Here is a 16418-nt window from a genome sequence, read left to right as displayed (position 1 = left end):
TAAATGCACTATTTTTTTAATTTTTTTATAACATTTAAAGAATTACGTGGTCAAAAAACTCCGTCTGTATAACCTTGAATACTTTTATCTTCTTCAGCTCTTCTTAATCTATATTCAGATCAAGCGCAAAATTGAGGGTCTAATTCAATTCCAATATATTTTCTATTTAATTTTTTAGCAACAACTGAAGTGGTTCCTGAACCTAAAAATGGGTCTAAAATAAGATCATTTTCCTTTGATGAAGCTAAAATTAATTTAGCAATCAATTTTTCAGGTTTTTGCGTTGGGTGCGCTGTATTTTCAGGCATAGATCAATAAGGAATTGAAATATCAGTCCAAATATTTGAAGGGTAAGTATTTCTAAAATTACCAATTTCAGTCTGATTTCAATCTTTTGGTTTACCATTTTCCTTGTAAGGAGCAATAACCTTTTTTCTATGCATGATACTGTTTACATCAAAATGAAAATCTTTAGTTTTAGTTAAAAAATAAATATCTTCCATACTATTTTTATAATTATTTTTTGAACCTCTACCTTTTTCTCTTTCTCAAGTTATCCTATTTTGAATAAAAAACTTCTCAGCTAAAATTGGTGCTATTATCATGCTTGTCTTTCAATCACAACAAACATATACAGTTGCAGTTTCTTTAAGTAACGGATAAATTAAGTTTATTCATTTTTTTGTGTATTCAACGTAATTATCATCTTTCATTCTATTAAAACTTAAATCATTAAATTTCTTAGAAATATTATATGGTGGATCAATAATACATAAATCAATTGTGTTTTTTGGTAATTTTTCTAGTATAGAAAAAGTGTCACCATTGATTGTAGAATTAATAATATTGTCCAAGTTAGTTAAATCATCATTTATGTTTTTAACTTTCTTAAGCTCATTTTGAAGTTTATCAAGACTAAAATCAATGGTTTTATTTCTTGTTGATTTTTCTTTATTTAACATAATTATAAGAATTATAGATTAATTTAATTATTTTTAATAAATTTATATGCAACAAAGACTATATAATATAAAAAATATCACTTAAATCATTTTGCACCACATCATTTTGCTTTATTACAAAAAATATAAAACTATATTAAACTCTAAAATATTTTTTATTACTCTAAATTTCAGTCCCATCTTTTAATAAATCAATATATTCTTTATAACAAAAAGTCTTGTATCTTTCACTATCATTATTTTGTACTAAAATTCCTAATTCAATAAATTTATTTATCATTGAATTAACTGTATTATAAGATAAATCAAGATCTAAAGAAGTATTTTTAATCTCAATTATTGGATGTGCTTCAATATACGAAAGTAGTTTGTGTAAATTATTTTTAGAACCTTTGTTTAAGATGAGTCCATCTATTTTACTTTTATTTGTTTCATTTAATTTAATTAGTTTGTCACTTGTTTCTAAAGCTGATTCACAACTTATAATAATTGCTTTTAAAAAGAATTTAATTCATTGTTCATAATTTCCACTTTTTCTTATCTCGCTCATTCTATCATAGTATTCAATTCTATTTAATTTTAGATAATAAGAAATATATAGAGTTGGCGTGCTAATGATATTTTTATTTAAAAGATAAAGAATTATTAATAATCTACCAATTCTTCCATTACCATCTAAAAATGGGTGTATTGTTTCAAATTGATAATGAATTAATGCAGTTTTAATCAATTCATCCATTTTATTTTCTTCATTAATAAATTTTTCTAAATCTGAAAGACAGTCTTTCATTGTTTCAACATCTGGCGGAATATAACTAGCTGTTCTTAAATTAGAACCATAACCACCAATTCAATTTTGACTTCTTCTAAGTTCACCAGGATTCTTCTCTTTACCTCTTAGGCCAGAAAGAAGAACTTTATGTGTCTCTAAAAGCAATCTATTGCAAAGTGGTAATTCTTTTAACTTATTCAATGCATATTTCGTTGCTTTAACATAATTAATTACTTCTTCGACATCTATATTTATATTCTTATCAACATTGGGATCAAAAATATTCTCAAGTGTTGCTTGAGTTCCTTCGATTTGTGATGATAAAAGTGCTTCTTTTTGAACATACATCGACATAAATAAATCAATATTTGGAATTCTTGTGGATCTATCATCTAGAATGGCTAAACTTTTATGAGCTTTTATTCTTAAATCATCAATTTCTTCATCAAAAGCAATTTCCAAATTTGTACATAATTTAGTTGGAGAAAAAGAGTAGTATGCACTATCACCTGATAATTGTTTTATTAATTGACCTGCTCTATTATTTATCATTCGATTTCCTTTCTTGAAATTAGTGTTCAAATTATAGCATCTTATTTCAAAAAAATCTAATTATTTGAAATAAATGAAGAAAAAATACTTTCTTATTTCAAATAATTGTATTTTTTTGAAATAAGAAAGCGAACAAGTCAAATTAATTTCATTTTTGTGAAGTATGATTTTAATTAATTCAAAAGAAAAGTGACACCTATTGGCGTCACTTGTAAAAATTATTAAGCAGCTACTGGAGCTTGTTTAGAATTTTTGTTTTTCTTAACAATTTTAGCAATAATACCATCAATTAATAATCCTAAGTAGATTACAAATGGAATTGCCAATCCTACATATTTGTTAATTAATCCAAATAATCCAGGGATAGCTCCGATGATGTAGTCAGTGTCTCCTCAGTTAATTGCTTCAAGTGATTTTTCACCTTTTGCTAGAGCACCAAGAGCTTCTGATGAAGCAGGAACTCAGTGTCCTCAAATGAAGATCGCTGGAACAAGAGTAATGATTAAACCATGAACAAATGGACCAACAATAGCTCCAAGAATTCCACCTCTAACGTTTCCAAATACTCCTGAAGTTGCCCCAAGGAAGAAGTGAGGAACAATACCAGGTAAAATAACAACCGTAAGTGCTCCACCTAATTTAAGACCAATAGTAATTCCCATTCCTACAATACCAGCAATAAAGCTTGAAATAAATCCAATTAATACTGCGTTTGGTGCATATGGGAATACAACAGGACAGTCTACAGCAGCTTTAGCATTTTTAATTAATTTGTCAGAAATAGCTTTAAATGTTGGGATTAATTCACCAATAAATAATCTAACTCCTGAAAGCATAATTTCAACACCAGCTGTGAAAGTAAAGGCTTGAACAAACATTGTGATTACTCAGCTTCCATTGCTAAGAACTTTGTATGCAGCGTTTGTAACTTCGCCTTTTTCATTTAAGTCTTGAGGAATTCTACCCATTTGGTATAAAATTCCACCAGGAATAAATGCTACCATGTAGAATACTAAAATTGTAATTGTAAGTGATACTAATGTATTTCTGAAGAAGTATAATGATTTAGGGAAGTTAATACTTTCTGTTGAAGTAACTTTACCTCTTCTTAATTTTCCGATACCTTCACCAATGTATCCACTGATTGCGTATCCGAATCCTCCAGTGTGTCCAAGACCAATTTCGTCTGAACCCACAATCATTCTCATGTGTCTTTGTTGAACAGCAGGTGAGATGATCATGTATGAACCCATTAAAGCAGCTCCAGAGAATAATACCATGAAGAAATCACCTGTACTATTTGCAGGGTCAAATCCTAAAGTAATAAATACTGCAGCAAGCATTAATGAAGTATAGAACAATACGTGTCCTGATAAGTAAACGTATTTAAATCTTGAGAATACAGCAAGAATTAAGTTCAAGATCATACCAACGATCATGATTAATGAACCCACTGTACTAATTGCTGAAACTTTTGTTAAAAGACCAGCAAAAGCATCGTTATTTGGGATGATTCCATTTAATTTATATGTTTCTTGGAATACTGGTTGAAAGGCATTGAGAGAACCTTGCAACACAGCAGCTCCACCACCTAAAATAAGGAATCCAACAATAACTTTGAATACTGACACTACTGTTTCTGATGCTTTTTTACGTAAAGCTAAACACCCAATCAAGGTGAAAATCCCTACTAAAAAGGCAGGAGTAGCAGCAAATGCCTTAATAAATTCTAGTAAGAAAGTCATTTTTCTCCTCTTATGTTTTTCTAACTGGTTTAAATTTTAACAAGCAGCCTAAACCATACTCTTATCAACCAGAAAATAAGTTTCGATTGTTAAAATAGGTTTGCTTAATTAATTATAAACCAAGAACTTTTCTAAGTTTTTCTTCTAGTTCTTGTTTAGAAAGAATATTTAATAAAACAATTTTTTTCTCTTCAGGGAAGTTTAATACTGGAGCAACATCAGCTCCGACAACAACATAATCAACCCCTACACCAGTAAATGAGCTAATGTTTGTATGCTCAACTTTTTCATAAGGAACTTTTAATGCTCCTAAAACACTTTTAACATTCATTTCCACTAAAAGACTTGATCCAAGTCCTGATCCACATACTGTTTGAATAACCATAATTTCTCCTTATTTAAATTTTTGAATTAAAGATTTAACTTCATCAATATTTTTTGCTTCGTAAAGTTGTTTTTTGAATTCTTCATTTGTAAAATAATGTGCAAATTCTTGAAGAATATCTAAGTGTGAGTGCGAATCTACTGCACAAAGAGTAATAATAACTTTCGCATATTTATCTTCTTGATTGTTGAATTGAACAAAATCATCAAGTACCATAACTGAAGCACCATTTTTTAACGAATATGGTCCAGGTGCTGCATGTAGTAAAGCTAAACCGTGTTCAAGTACATAATAAGCACCGAATTGTTCAGTTGATTTGAATATTGCATCAGCAAGTTCTTTAGTTGCATATTTGTTTTTTACTAAAAGTTCAACACCACGATTAACACATTCTTTTCAGTCTTTGATATTGTTGAATTCGAGCATTTCTTCATTAAATAATTTTGACATTTTTCTCCTAACTATGATTGTGTAATGCTAAAAACATTAGTATTATAAATAAGATAATAAACATAACAAAGAATATAATAACTATAATTAGTCCATATTTTTTCGAAGTTGTTGGTTTATACTCTTTAGGTTCGGGTAAACCTTTATAATACATAAAAAATTTATTTGGGTTTTTATTTTGTTTAATTTGTTTGTCTTGATGTTTTACTACTAAGTCATAAATCTCTTGATCATTTAAAGATTCAACCTTTGCAATTTCTTCATCGTAAACAGTTGTAAGTAAATTAATATAACGTTCTCTATCATTTTTACTTAAATTCATTATTTACCTCATCTATTGAATAAAGTAATTAAATCTTTAACTGGTTCCACAACAGAGAAAAAGATTAAATTAATTTCATAAAAATAATTTCTTCTAAGTATTCTTGATGCAATTTTGAAATCATTTTCTGCTAAAACATACTTTAATTGTTCCATAACTGAGTCATTTATCAAACGTCTATTTTTATAAAATAAGCTATAACTTAACATAGAAATAATCAAGATTAAAGCAAACAAACAAGCAGAAATAATCCAAAATTGAAAGAATAATAATACAAAGATACTAATCCAAATAATCGGAAATAAAATTTTAATAATGTATTGAGTAATATTCATTCAATTTTTACTTAGAATGAATTTATAACATTGTAAATAAGACATTGTTAGAGAATAAACTGAGTAATCACCAATAATACTTTCATTAAAATGTATTATGCTTTTTTTCTTATTTAACTCATAAGTAAAATAGTTTTGGTTAAATTCAAATTGAATCATTAATTTCTTTTGATCTAATACCTTTTTTGCATATTTTGCTGAAGTATAAGGTAAATTCGAATTTAACTCTTTACTATTTTGAATTAATGCATTGTAAATTATAAAACGATATACAATCGAGATTACAACAACTAATGCAAATATAAATGGTGCAATTAATAATTTCATTATCTTCTTGCCTTTATTTTATACAAGTTTTCTTTTTGCATTCTCTCAACAAATTTTAACTTATCATTAAAACTTAATTCATCATAATTATCATAACTTTTTTCGATTTCTTCTATGAAATCAATTGAGTTCGATACCATAAATGAAGTTTCATTTGTAACTTTCTTAATATCATTTTTGAGTAATACTACAAATTCAAACTTAAATTTTTCACTTGGTAAAAAATCATTTTTAAGCATCTTAATTATTTCATTGTATCAATGCATTTGAACTTCTTTAATCGCTTTTTTCTTATTATTATGAATTAGAGTAATTTCTTTGTTATTTAAGATTAATTCATCGCTGATTGAGTTTTTTATCATATTTGAAATTAGAAATACTCTATTTTTATAAATAATAATTGCTGGAATTAACGAGTGATTTAATTTTGCGTACTTATTTTTGATTAAAATGTTATATATTACTTCGAAATCTTTGTTTTTTGACAAACCATCAATTAACTTATCAAATTCTTTGTCTATTGAACCAACATTTTTGGAATTAGTAATTAAATTATTCTTATTTTTATCAAAAAATATTCTTCAAATAAGAACACCTATAAATACCAAAACCAAAACTAGCGCAAGAACCCAAAAAGTTAATTTAACTGTATTTACAGTAGTAAAATTTCAAACATTATAATCCATATTTCTCGTTTCATCAAGTCATGAATTCAACTTTATCTTTTGCTGAATATGTATTAATTATTGATCCCCCAACAGCAACATCCACTTTAGCTTCGTAGAATAAATTTGCATTATTTTCTCTTAAACCTCCATCACTTATTATGAATAATTTAGGATTTATTTGTTTAAGAGTTTTAACTCTGCTTAATAACTGAGGATTTAATTGAACACCGGTTCCGCCTATTTTATCAATTGTCATTAAAACTATAAAATCAACATTTTTAATTATGTCAACATAGTTCATAATTTCGTCTTGTGATTCGACCATAACACCAAGTTGTCCTAAAAACATAGTTCTATAACTAACTAACTTTTCAACACTTGCTTGTCTAAGCGGGAATGAAACTCTTTGAATTTTAATTTCATTGAATTTTTTTAGCAATAATTCAACATCACTAGTCATGCAGTGGGCATCAAATTGAACCTTGGGATATTTTTTGATTAAATAATCAGCAGTTTCCATATTTAAACCAAAGCTTGATGTATAATGAAAGTCCATAAAATCAAGGTGCATATACTCTAGTCCATTTTCGACTAAATCGTCGATTTGTTGTTCACACTTTAGTAGATTAAGTGCACATACACTTTGTGAATATTTCAAGATTTACCTCCTTACAAAAAATATCATACCAATAATATTGGTGAAGAATTACTATCACTGCAAACATTATTTTAGATAATATAGAGAGATGATATTTGCACATAGATATCATATTAGATGACATATCAAGTCCCTTTACAAGATAGTTTTTAAATTATACTAAAACATATATGCAAAGTTTAATACATTTTCATATACTATAGTTAGTGTGTAATCATTTACATATTATTTAGGTCTATAAAATAGATATTTACGTCTATTTTTTGAATTTAGAAGTTAAAAATATTTTAAATAAGAAAACTTATTATTTAGTTTATTTTCATATATTTCCATAAAGTTGTATAACAGTATCAAATAATTTAAAATCTGCTTTGTAATTATTTATAAAAATTTGCAATATTTTAATGTTAACTCCTTTACTTTTAAAAAGAGATTTTAAACATGTCTTATCTTTTGTTCTTGTATGATATATATTGCAAAAAAGTTGTAAATATGCATAAAAATTTCACTAATAGCGATTAATGGTACTAATTTAGTGAAAAAAAGTTGTAAATATACACAAAAATTTCACTAAAAAAAGTAAAATATACAAATTTAGTGAAAAAAAGTTGTAAATATACACAAAAATTTCACTGAAAAAGCAAAATATACAAATTTAGTGAAAAAAAGTTGTAAATATACACAAAAATTTCACTAAAAAAGCAAAATATAAAAATTTAGTGAAAAAAAGTTGTAAATATACACAAAAATTGCATTAGAATACAATATATAAAATATTATATGCTAAAATTATATTGAGAGGTAAGTGATGAAAGAAATAGAAATAAAAAGAGATTTGTACTTACAAAAATTAATTAGGAAAATGAACAATGGTGCTATAAAAATAATAACTGGAATGAGAAGAGTAGGAAAGACTTATTTGCTTTTCACACTATTTTATGAGTATCTAATTTCAATAGGTATGGAAGAATCAAATATATTAAGAATATCATTTGAAGATTACGATAACAGACACTTGTCCAATGAAGAAAATCTTTATAAAGCAATAAGCGAAAAAATTGAAAAAGACAAAAAGTTGTATGTTCTTCTTGATGAAATCCAAGTTGTAGAAAACTTTGAAAAAGTTTTAATAAGTTTTTTAAATAACAAAAATGTAGACATTTATGTAACTGGAAGCAACGCAAAATTTTTATCCAAGGATATAATTACTGAATTTAGAGGACGCGGTGATCAAATACAAGTTTATCCTTTATCTTTCAAAGAATTTACAAGTATTTATGATAAGTCAGATATAAATAAAGCTTGAAATGAATACATTACTTATGGCGGACTCCCTGGATTAAATAATCAAGATATCAGAGATAAAGCAAAATATTTATCTGATATTCTGAATAACACATATATAAAAGATGTTATAGAAAGAAATTCAATAAGAAGTGATGAAATCCTTGATAATACTTTTTTAATATTAGCTTCATCAATTGGTAGTTTAACTAATCCTAATAATATAGTAAATACTTTTAATAGTAAACACATTAACGTTCATTACAATACTATTTCAAACTATATAATTTATTTAGAAAATTCATTCTTAATTAGTAGGGCAAGATTATTTGACATTAAGGGTAGAAAAATTATTAATTCTGAAAATAAGTTCTACTTTGGTGATATTGGGATAAGAAATGTGGCACTTAATTTCAGACAGAACGATGAGTCACATATCTTAGAAAATATTATTTATAATGAGTTAATCATCAGGGGATATAACGTTGATGTTGGAAGAATTAATTATAGAAATAATAGTGGAGATGGGGATGCAAGTCTTAAATATGCAGAAGTAGACTTTGTTTGCAATGACTTTTTAAATAAAGTTTATGTTCAAGTTGCATTAGAAATTTCAAATGTGGAAAAAATGGTTCAAGAAACCAACTCATTCAAAAGAATAAGGGATTCATTCAAAAAAATTATTATAACTAAACATTTAAGAACACATTATACTGATGAAGGAATATTAATTCTTAATCTATTTGACTTCCTTCTTGATGAAAAATACTTGTTACTATAAATTGTAGCTTATGCTGCATTTTTTTATTAAATTTAAAAATAAAAAGGATGTTTATTAGACATCCTAATTTATTATTTTGTTGTCATATTATTATTTCTGTCGTTTTTGAATTTAATGCAATATACTACGAAAGGATTTACATATTTTTGTGTAACTCCTTGGATGAATAAGTAGAATACTGGAGCTAAACTTGAACCAAGTGTCATTGCTACTGTTCCGCCAATAAATGAATTTGATACAGTCGCACCAGTACTTGCTGCATTAAATAAGTATGGAAGTTGTTGAGCTAATCCACGAGCTGGGTTAATAGCCGCTGAACCACCAAGGATTCCCATTCATACTGAAAGTGAAATGATGAACATAATCATTAAATCACGGTATTTATCATTAATGTTTGGTGAAAAAATTGGGAATAATAATATTGCAGTCATAACTAATTCAGTGAAGAAAATTCAAGTTGAACCAGCCATCACATCATCACTTTTCGCATTATCAAAAGCTTTGCCTGCAGCAACATCGGCTAAAATTGGTGAGTTAGGCATTCCTGTTGTTGAAGTATTAATTCCAATAGCATAAATGATTCCTGCAGCAGCAAACATTCCTAAAACTTGCATAGCAAATTTCATTAATGCATATCTACCTGTGTTAGTTCCATTTAAGTATCTTGTTAAAGTTACGGCTGGGTTTAAGTCACAACTTCATCTTAAGAAGAAAAATAAACATAAACCAACAACAATAAATCCAGCAAAAAATCCTACGATTGTATTGTGGAGTAAAAATAAGTGTTCAATTGGTTTATTACCAACGTAAATACTTAAACCAGCAAGTCCCATACTAATAAAGATTGTTCCAATAAATTCTGATAAAGCATGTTTAATTCAAGTTTGCTTATTAGCAGGTTCTTGAGTGTTTTGTCTTCTTTTTTTTGTAAATTTAAAGAAATCAAAAATTCCATATTTTGTTTTATTCATTTTTTAATTATCCGTTCTGAACTCTTCCGTTCTCTAATAATCTAAGAGCATTTGTAAAATCTTGTTTTTCAGCGTTATCAGCATTATCTAAGGTAATTCTTGCAATTTGAGTTAATGCAACGTTTGTTAAAAATGCTTGGTGTGAAGTAATTAAAACATTTTTCATTTTAATTAATTCAGCTCATTCAGGATCCATTTGTTGAATTTCTTCAGCACGTGTTGACACGTCTTCATAAAATCTTCCTTCTTCACGCTCAAGAACGTCAGAAGCAAGTCCTGCAATTGTATTGTTTTTAAGACCTTTAATAGCTGCTTTGAGGTCAATTAATTCACCTCTAGATGTGTTAACAATAATAACGCCTTTTTTCATAATTGAAACTGCATCCATGTCAATCATGTGTTTTGTTGATGGTAATAAAGGAGCATGAAGTGAAATAAAATCACTTTCTTTTAATAATTTTGTTAAAGTAACGTATTCAAATCCCATTTTTTTAGCTAAATCTGGATTATTTGTTTCACTGTAAATGTCGAACACTAATACTCTAGCACCCATTCCTCTGGCAATGTTAATAAAACATTGTCCAATTTTTCCAGCACCAATAACTCCAATTGTTGAACCATACACACACATTCCATCAAGTCCATTTAATGAGAAATTGTATTTTTTAACACGTCTTGAAGCAGTAACTAATTTTCTGTTCAATGTCATCAAAGTTGCCATAGCAAATTCAGCAACTGATTCAGCTGAGTAGTTAGGGATTCTAAATACTTGAATTCCTAATTCTTGAGCTTTAACTAAGTCAACTTTGTTATATCCCATTGATCTTTGTAATCAAACTTTAACACCATAACTTGCTAAAATATCTAAAACATATTTATCACCATATGTGTTAACAAAAGCACAAATAGCATCAAAACCTTTAGCTAATTTAGCAGTATTAATGTTTAAGTTTTCCTTGAAATAAACTATTTCATGTCTTCCGTTGTTTTCTTGATTAAAGTATTTAATGTCATATTCTTTGGCATCAAAAAAAGCTATTTTCACAACTACCTTCTTTCTACATTAAATTTTATCTTAATTAATATTATTAATATATATAAGTGCTCATTATAATGGAAACAATAACAAATAAAGTTCATATTTAGTTCATTTTGTTAAATCAACTCATATTTATATGAGGTAATATGAGAGAATTTTTATTATATTGAGCATGAATATGCAAAGGAAATAATTTAGAAATCTTCAAGAAGATTAAAAATGCTGAATTAGTAAATTTTAAATTACTTGAAGAAATCAAACAAAAATTAGAAAAATCAAACATAAAATACTTAACTTTTTTAGATAGTGATTATCCAAACGACTTACTACAGCTTAAATATCCACCTTATGTATTATTTTATAAAGGAAATATTAATTTACTCAAAGGAAAGGAATTATTAAATATTACTGGAGAAATAAATGGAAGTATAAGTAAGTTTACAATTAGCTATTTGAACGAAAAGATTTTTAAGAAATCTACTTTAGTTACAAATCAACAAACAGATTTAGATTATGAAGTCATTAATTTATTTAAAAAACATAAATCTAACATTATTTATCTACTTGCTAGTGGAATTAAAAGTGAATCTAGAGAATATGGTACAAATGAACTTATTTTAAGTCAATTCCCATCTGATTATCATGTAAAGCGCGAACATTACTCAATGCGTAATTTAATTTGTGCAGGTATTTCAAAGAGAATGATTTTAATTTCCACTAAAGAAGAAAGCAAATTAATTCACTTAGCATATGCTTTTGCAGATTATGGAAAAAATGTTTTTTGTTTTCCTGGAATTCAGTGGAATGATACTAATAGCGAATTAATAAAAAATGGCGCACAAATGATAACTAATATTTCTGATGTTGTATATTTTTAGTAAAAAACAGCAGGTTTGATTACCTGCTGTGATTTTAATAAATTAATCAAAAAGATTAATTTTGTTTTTCTGTATATACTGAAGCAAACTTTCTGTTTCTTCTAGTTTCATATTTAACATATCCGTCGATTAATGCAAATAATGTATCATCACCACCACGTTGAACATTAACACCTGGGAAAATCTTTGTACCTCTTTGACGGTAAATGATTGAACCAGCTGTACAGAATTGTCCGTCACCTAATTTAGCACCAAGTCTTTTACTGTGTGAGTCACGACCGTTACGTGTCGAACCACCGGCTTTCGTATGTGCCATTTCTTAATTATCCTTTAATTTCTGTAATTTTTACACGTGTATATGGTTGACGGTGTCCAAGTTTTCTTTTATGTGTTGATTTTGCATTGTGACGATATACAACGATTTTTTTAGCTTTACCTTGTTTTTCAATAACACCAGTAACGCTAGCTCCTGTTAAATATGGTTGACCAATCTTAGAGTCAACTAATAATACTTTATCAAAAGTAACGTTGTCTCCTTCATTTCCTTCAATTTTCTCAATAAAAATTGTTTGATCAACTTCAACTAAAAGTTGTTTGCCCCCTGTTTCGATGATTGCTTTCATAGCAATACCTCCCTTAAGTGGCTCGCCTTTGAGGTGTTTAATAATTAAAACTTATATACCTTTTTAGAACGGTTACTAAAGTAACATGCTTATTATACAACATTAAATTTTTAATTAAAGATTTTATTAAAAAATAACCAGATTATCGTTTTGTACATTTTTATCCTTTGTATAATCTCACTTATAAGTGGCTTCTTTAGTTTTCATTTCGCCAGCACTACTTAAACTAGATTTTATCAGACCAATAATTGGTGTTATTGCATAAATTAATTGTGGCAGCAAAGTTACCAGAACACTAGCAACAGCACCAGGTTCAATCTTATCATAATCATCTTTGCTAACTCTTTTTAGTTCATTTAATTTCATATTACCTCCATCTATAAATGTTGACTATTTAATAAATGAACAAAAAAAGTACAAAAAAGAGCCAAAATTAGCTCTCTACATATTGTGTATTAAAACTTCCTACAACTTTAGTAATTGGGTATACTGTAATTCATGCAGTTGGATCAACATTTTTGACATCTTCAATAATGTTTCTGGTTTCAAATAATAAACAAACTGTTTCGATTTTATGAACTTCAGCTCCTGAGTAACCAGATTTAATTGTATTTATTTCATATCCATGTCAGTAATTAATCAACTTAAAGTAGGCAAGTACTTTTGTTGGATTTGAACATGAAATAGATAATTTAACTTTTTTGTATTTAGGGTAAAGTAGATTAACGATTAAATTATTTACAACTAAATAAGTAAAGGTTGATAATTCTCTCATACCAAAGTAAACTCTGTGTGGATTCTCTTCAGTAACTGGATGTGGTTTACAAATTCCGAAGATCACTAAGAAGATAATTGCAGTTGTAATAGAAACAATGCTCATTACTAAAGCAACATTCTTTTTAAGTTTTGTTGAAAAGTAATATACGATAAAATCAGTACCACCAGTTGAACCACCTGATTTTCATGATAAGGCTATTCCACTTGCTATAAATGCAGCACCAAGAACACCATAAAGTAATTTAATTCAAGTATCATGGTCAGGATCTAATTCAGATCCAAAATTAATTGAATTTACTAAAAATTCATGAATAACTTCCGAACTAAATATAAAGTCAGTGCCAATTTGGAATATCATAAATAGTACTGTTAATACGGTAAAAGTACGTTTAATTTTTAGACCAACTGTAAAAATAAGCGGTAGGTTTACACCTAGATAAATTAACGCATAATATGGTTTAGTCTCAGGAACTAAAATGTTAATAAGAATAGGAATTCCACTTAGACCGGAAGGAATGGTGTCTCCTCTAACTAAAAACATTTTTGCTCCAAAGTTAAAAATTAATGCAGCAAAAAAAATAAGTAAAACTCTTAATCAATATCTTTTAATTATTTCTGTAAATGTAAACGAACGTTCTTTACTATTTAATAGGTGTCGTCCCATTTTGTATTTTAATAATTCTGCTTCTTGTAAAATTTCATCATTTTTAGTTTCAACAAAATTTTTACAATCTGGATTATGTTTTTGAAATTTTGGATTTTTGTTAAAAAAAGAAAGTCTTTTTGGTGATTTCTTTTGATTTTCGCAGCAAATTGTTCTATTTCTTTGTTCCCTTAGTTTCATGATTAAAATTATAAATAATTTAATTATTTATTTAATTAAATTAAATAAAAATTTATCATCAATAATTGACACATTTAGTTGCTCAGCTTTTTCTCTTTTAGAACCAGGATTTTCTCCACAAAGAAGATAATTTGTTTTAGTTGAAACTGATGAAGATACAGTTCCGCCATTTTGCTCAATAATTTCTTTAAGTTCATTTCTTTTTAATTCAAAAGTACCTGTAATTACAAATGTCATATTTTCTAATTTCCTTGAAGTATTAGTGACTTCAATAGATTTGAAAATTTCACTAAGTTTTTTAATGGTTAATTTATTATGTTCTTCATTAATTCAATTTTTAAGAGATTCTACTGACTTAATTCCAAAGTCATTTTCATTTTCGAGTGAATCAATGTCATAAGTTAAAAGTTCAGATATATTGCTTATTTTTTTAGCAATGATTTTACTTGCTCTTTCACCAATATGTTTGATTCCTAAAGCAAAAATTAATTTTGATAATTTATTATTTTTACTTTTTTCAATACTTTCAAGAATATTGTTAATCTTCTTATCCTTAAAACTTTTAAGTTTTAACATCTCATCTTTAAAGTTTTCTAAATTGTAAATATCATAAACTTCACTGATTCAACCTCAATCATAGAATATTCTTATGTTTGATTCTCCTAGATTAACAATGTTTAAACTTGGTCTTGAAGCAAAATGAATCAACTTTCTTATTTTCTTTTCATCACAGTTTTCATTAACACAAAATTGATCAATATTTTCTTCAATGTATTTTAACTCAGAATTACATGAAGGACAATTTAATAGTTTAGGATAAACATCGGTAGAATTCTTTTTAACTAAATCGATAACTTTAGGAATGATTTCACCAGCTTTAATTAATTTAACTTCATCATTAATATTTAAGTTTAATTCTTTAATAAATTCATAATTATGTAAAGTTGCAAATTGAACATTTGTTTGGTTTAGCTCTACCGGTTCAACATTTGCCACATATGTTATTTTTCCTGTACGACCTACACTAGCACTAATTTCTTTAATTTTAGTAGTTGCCGATTCAGTTTCAAGTTTAAATGCGATAGCATATCTAGGAAATTTTGCGGTATAACCCAATTCTTCTCAAACATCAATATTATTTAGTTTGATGACAAATCCATCACAGTCATAATCTAATTTATTTTTTATTTCAGCAAATTTTTCAATTTCTTCTTCTATTTCTTCTAGTTCAGCAACTCTCTTAAAATATTTCTGAGTTGGTAATCCAAGTTTATGAATAAATTCCATAACATCTGATTGAAAGTGAAGATTGTGTTTAATCGGTTCAACAATTTCGTATAAAAATGCACTTAAATGTCTTTGTTTTACTATAGTAGGGTCTAATTGGCGTAAAGTACCACTAGCGGCATTTCTGGGGTTAGCAAATTCTTGTTTATTTTCACTTCTAAGTTTATTATTTATTTCTACTAAAGTTTTTTTAGAAATATAAACTTCACCTCTAATTTCAATATCAGGTAAATAATTGATTTTTTGAGGTATTGAATCAATTTGAATTATATTTTCAGTTACATCTTCACCAATAATTCCATCACCACGTGTGACTGCTCTAATTAAATTACCATTTTTGTAATGTAATGAAATTGATAGTCCGTCAATTTTATAATCTAGAGCATAACTAACTTGAGTTTCATCAATTTTTTTAGTGATATTTTCATGGAATTTCTTTATTTCTTCAAAATCATAAGCTTTTGAAAGTGAAAGCATAGCTTTTTTATGTTCAAATTTAGTGAATTTATTTGCAGCAAAACCACCAATTATTTGAGTTGGACTGTTAGCAGCAATAAGTTCTGGAAATTCATTTTCTAAACTTAACAATTCGTTATATAACTTGTCATACTCAGCATCGCTTACAATAGGTTTGTCTAAATTGTAATAATGATGATTATATTTTTTGATTAATTCTATTAGTTCTTCTATTCTGTTTTTTGCTTGATTAATATTCATAAAATTATTATACATTGATTAAAATTTATAAACAAAAAATC

18 protein-coding genes are annotated in these 16418 nt (G+C 27.1%); 2 read left to right on the top strand and 16 right to left on the bottom strand.

The annotated features are described in order from the left end of the window. Positions 1-8 precede the first annotated feature (8 nt). From FOY43_RS03740 to FOY43_RS03700, 9 genes are all read right to left on the bottom strand, one after another. Positions 9-962, bottom strand: coding sequence for a DNA-methyltransferase (locus FOY43_RS03740; RefSeq protein WP_146309188.1), 954 nt, complete (start codon positions 960-962; stop codon positions 9-11). 163 nt (positions 963-1125) lie between these two features. Then, complete coding sequence (locus FOY43_RS03735; protein ID WP_146309187.1) at positions 1126-2286, bottom strand: Fic family protein; 1161 nt, start codon at positions 2284-2286, stop codon at positions 1126-1128. A gap of 221 nt (positions 2287-2507) precedes the next feature. Beyond that, a complete protein-coding gene (locus tag FOY43_RS03730; RefSeq protein ID WP_146309186.1) occupies positions 2508-4031 on the bottom strand; it encodes a PTS ascorbate transporter subunit IIC in 1524 nt (507 codons plus the stop codon). Between the two features lie 112 nt (positions 4032-4143). Continuing rightward, positions 4144-4416: a PTS sugar transporter subunit IIB gene (locus FOY43_RS03725; RefSeq protein ID WP_146309185.1), complete on the bottom strand. Its 273-nt coding sequence runs from the start codon at positions 4414-4416 to the stop codon at positions 4144-4146. A 9-nt stretch (positions 4417-4425) separates the two neighbouring features. After that, on the bottom strand, positions 4426-4866 hold the full coding sequence (locus FOY43_RS03720; RefSeq protein WP_146309184.1) for a PTS sugar transporter subunit IIA: 441 nt from the start codon (positions 4864-4866) through the stop codon (positions 4426-4428). A gap of 7 nt (positions 4867-4873) precedes the next feature. Further along, complete coding sequence (locus FOY43_RS03715; protein WP_146309183.1) at positions 4874-5188, bottom strand: hypothetical protein; 315 nt, start codon at positions 5186-5188, stop codon at positions 4874-4876. Continuing rightward, positions 5188-5850 (bottom strand): hypothetical protein, encoded by a 663-nt coding sequence (locus FOY43_RS03710; protein ID WP_146309182.1) that lies wholly within the window; start codon positions 5848-5850, stop codon positions 5188-5190. The genes FOY43_RS03715 and FOY43_RS03710 overlap by 1 nt, the downstream gene beginning before the upstream one ends. Next, entirely contained in the window at positions 5850-6536 is a 687-nt protein-coding gene (locus FOY43_RS03705; protein ID WP_146309181.1) for a hypothetical protein, read from the bottom strand. The genes FOY43_RS03710 and FOY43_RS03705 overlap by 1 nt, the downstream gene beginning before the upstream one ends. Next, positions 6526-7176 carry a ribulose phosphate epimerase gene (locus FOY43_RS03700; RefSeq protein WP_162847771.1) on the bottom strand — a complete coding sequence of 217 codons (651 nt, stop codon included), beginning with the start codon at positions 7174-7176 and terminating at the stop codon, positions 6526-6528. The genes FOY43_RS03705 and FOY43_RS03700 overlap by 11 nt, the downstream gene beginning before the upstream one ends. Before the next feature lie 808 nt (positions 7177-7984). Between FOY43_RS03700 and FOY43_RS03695 the strand changes: the two genes are divergently transcribed. Beyond that, the gene (locus FOY43_RS03695; protein WP_201273911.1) at positions 7985-9241 is read left to right on the top strand and encodes an ATP-binding protein; all 1257 of its coding nucleotides are present in this window, start codon (positions 7985-7987) and stop codon (positions 9239-9241) included. 71 nt (positions 9242-9312) lie between these two features. On the opposite strand, the gene FOY43_RS03690 is transcribed toward FOY43_RS03695, so the two are convergent. Next, on the bottom strand, positions 9313-10212 hold the full coding sequence (locus FOY43_RS03690; RefSeq protein ID WP_146309179.1) for an aquaporin: 900 nt from the start codon (positions 10210-10212) through the stop codon (positions 9313-9315). Between the two features lie 7 nt (positions 10213-10219). Next, positions 10220-11257 carry a 2-hydroxyacid dehydrogenase gene (locus FOY43_RS03685; protein ID WP_146309178.1) on the bottom strand — a complete coding sequence of 346 codons (1038 nt, stop codon included), beginning with the start codon at positions 11255-11257 and terminating at the stop codon, positions 10220-10222. Between the two features lie 140 nt (positions 11258-11397). Between FOY43_RS03685 and FOY43_RS03680 the strand changes: the two genes are divergently transcribed. Continuing rightward, a complete protein-coding gene (locus FOY43_RS03680; RefSeq protein ID WP_146309177.1) occupies positions 11398-12129 on the top strand; it encodes a DNA-processing protein DprA in 732 nt (243 codons plus the stop codon). A gap of 55 nt (positions 12130-12184) precedes the next feature. Here the strand turns inward: FOY43_RS03680 and rpmA are convergent, their stop codons facing one another. From rpmA to ligA, 5 genes are all read right to left on the bottom strand, one after another. Then, a complete protein-coding gene (gene rpmA / locus FOY43_RS03675) occupies positions 12185-12445 on the bottom strand; it encodes a 50S ribosomal protein L27 (protein WP_006886831.1) in 261 nt (86 codons plus the stop codon). A gap of 7 nt (positions 12446-12452) precedes the next feature. After that, positions 12453-12752, bottom strand: coding sequence for a 50S ribosomal protein L21 (rplU, locus tag FOY43_RS03670; protein WP_146309176.1), 300 nt, complete (start codon positions 12750-12752; stop codon positions 12453-12455). A gap of 126 nt (positions 12753-12878) precedes the next feature. Continuing rightward, the gene (locus tag FOY43_RS03665; RefSeq protein WP_146309175.1) at positions 12879-13118 is read right to left on the bottom strand and encodes a hypothetical protein; all 240 of its coding nucleotides are present in this window, start codon (positions 13116-13118) and stop codon (positions 12879-12881) included. 67 nt (positions 13119-13185) lie between these two features. Continuing rightward, on the bottom strand, positions 13186-14373 hold the full coding sequence (locus tag FOY43_RS03660) for a YitT family protein (protein WP_146309174.1): 1188 nt from the start codon (positions 14371-14373) through the stop codon (positions 13186-13188). Positions 14374-14400: 27 nt separating this feature from the next. Further along, positions 14401-16377 (bottom strand): NAD-dependent DNA ligase LigA, encoded by a 1977-nt coding sequence (gene ligA, locus FOY43_RS03655; protein WP_146309173.1) that lies wholly within the window; start codon positions 16375-16377, stop codon positions 14401-14403. Positions 16378-16418 lie beyond the last annotated feature (41 nt).

The organism is Mycoplasma anserisalpingitidis (assembly GCF_007858495.1).
Taxonomy (GTDB): domain Bacteria; phylum Bacillota_I; class Bacilli_A; order Mycoplasmatales; family Metamycoplasmataceae; genus Mycoplasmopsis; species Mycoplasmopsis anserisalpingitidis_A.
This window is presented reverse-complemented; position numbering and strand designations above follow the sequence as displayed.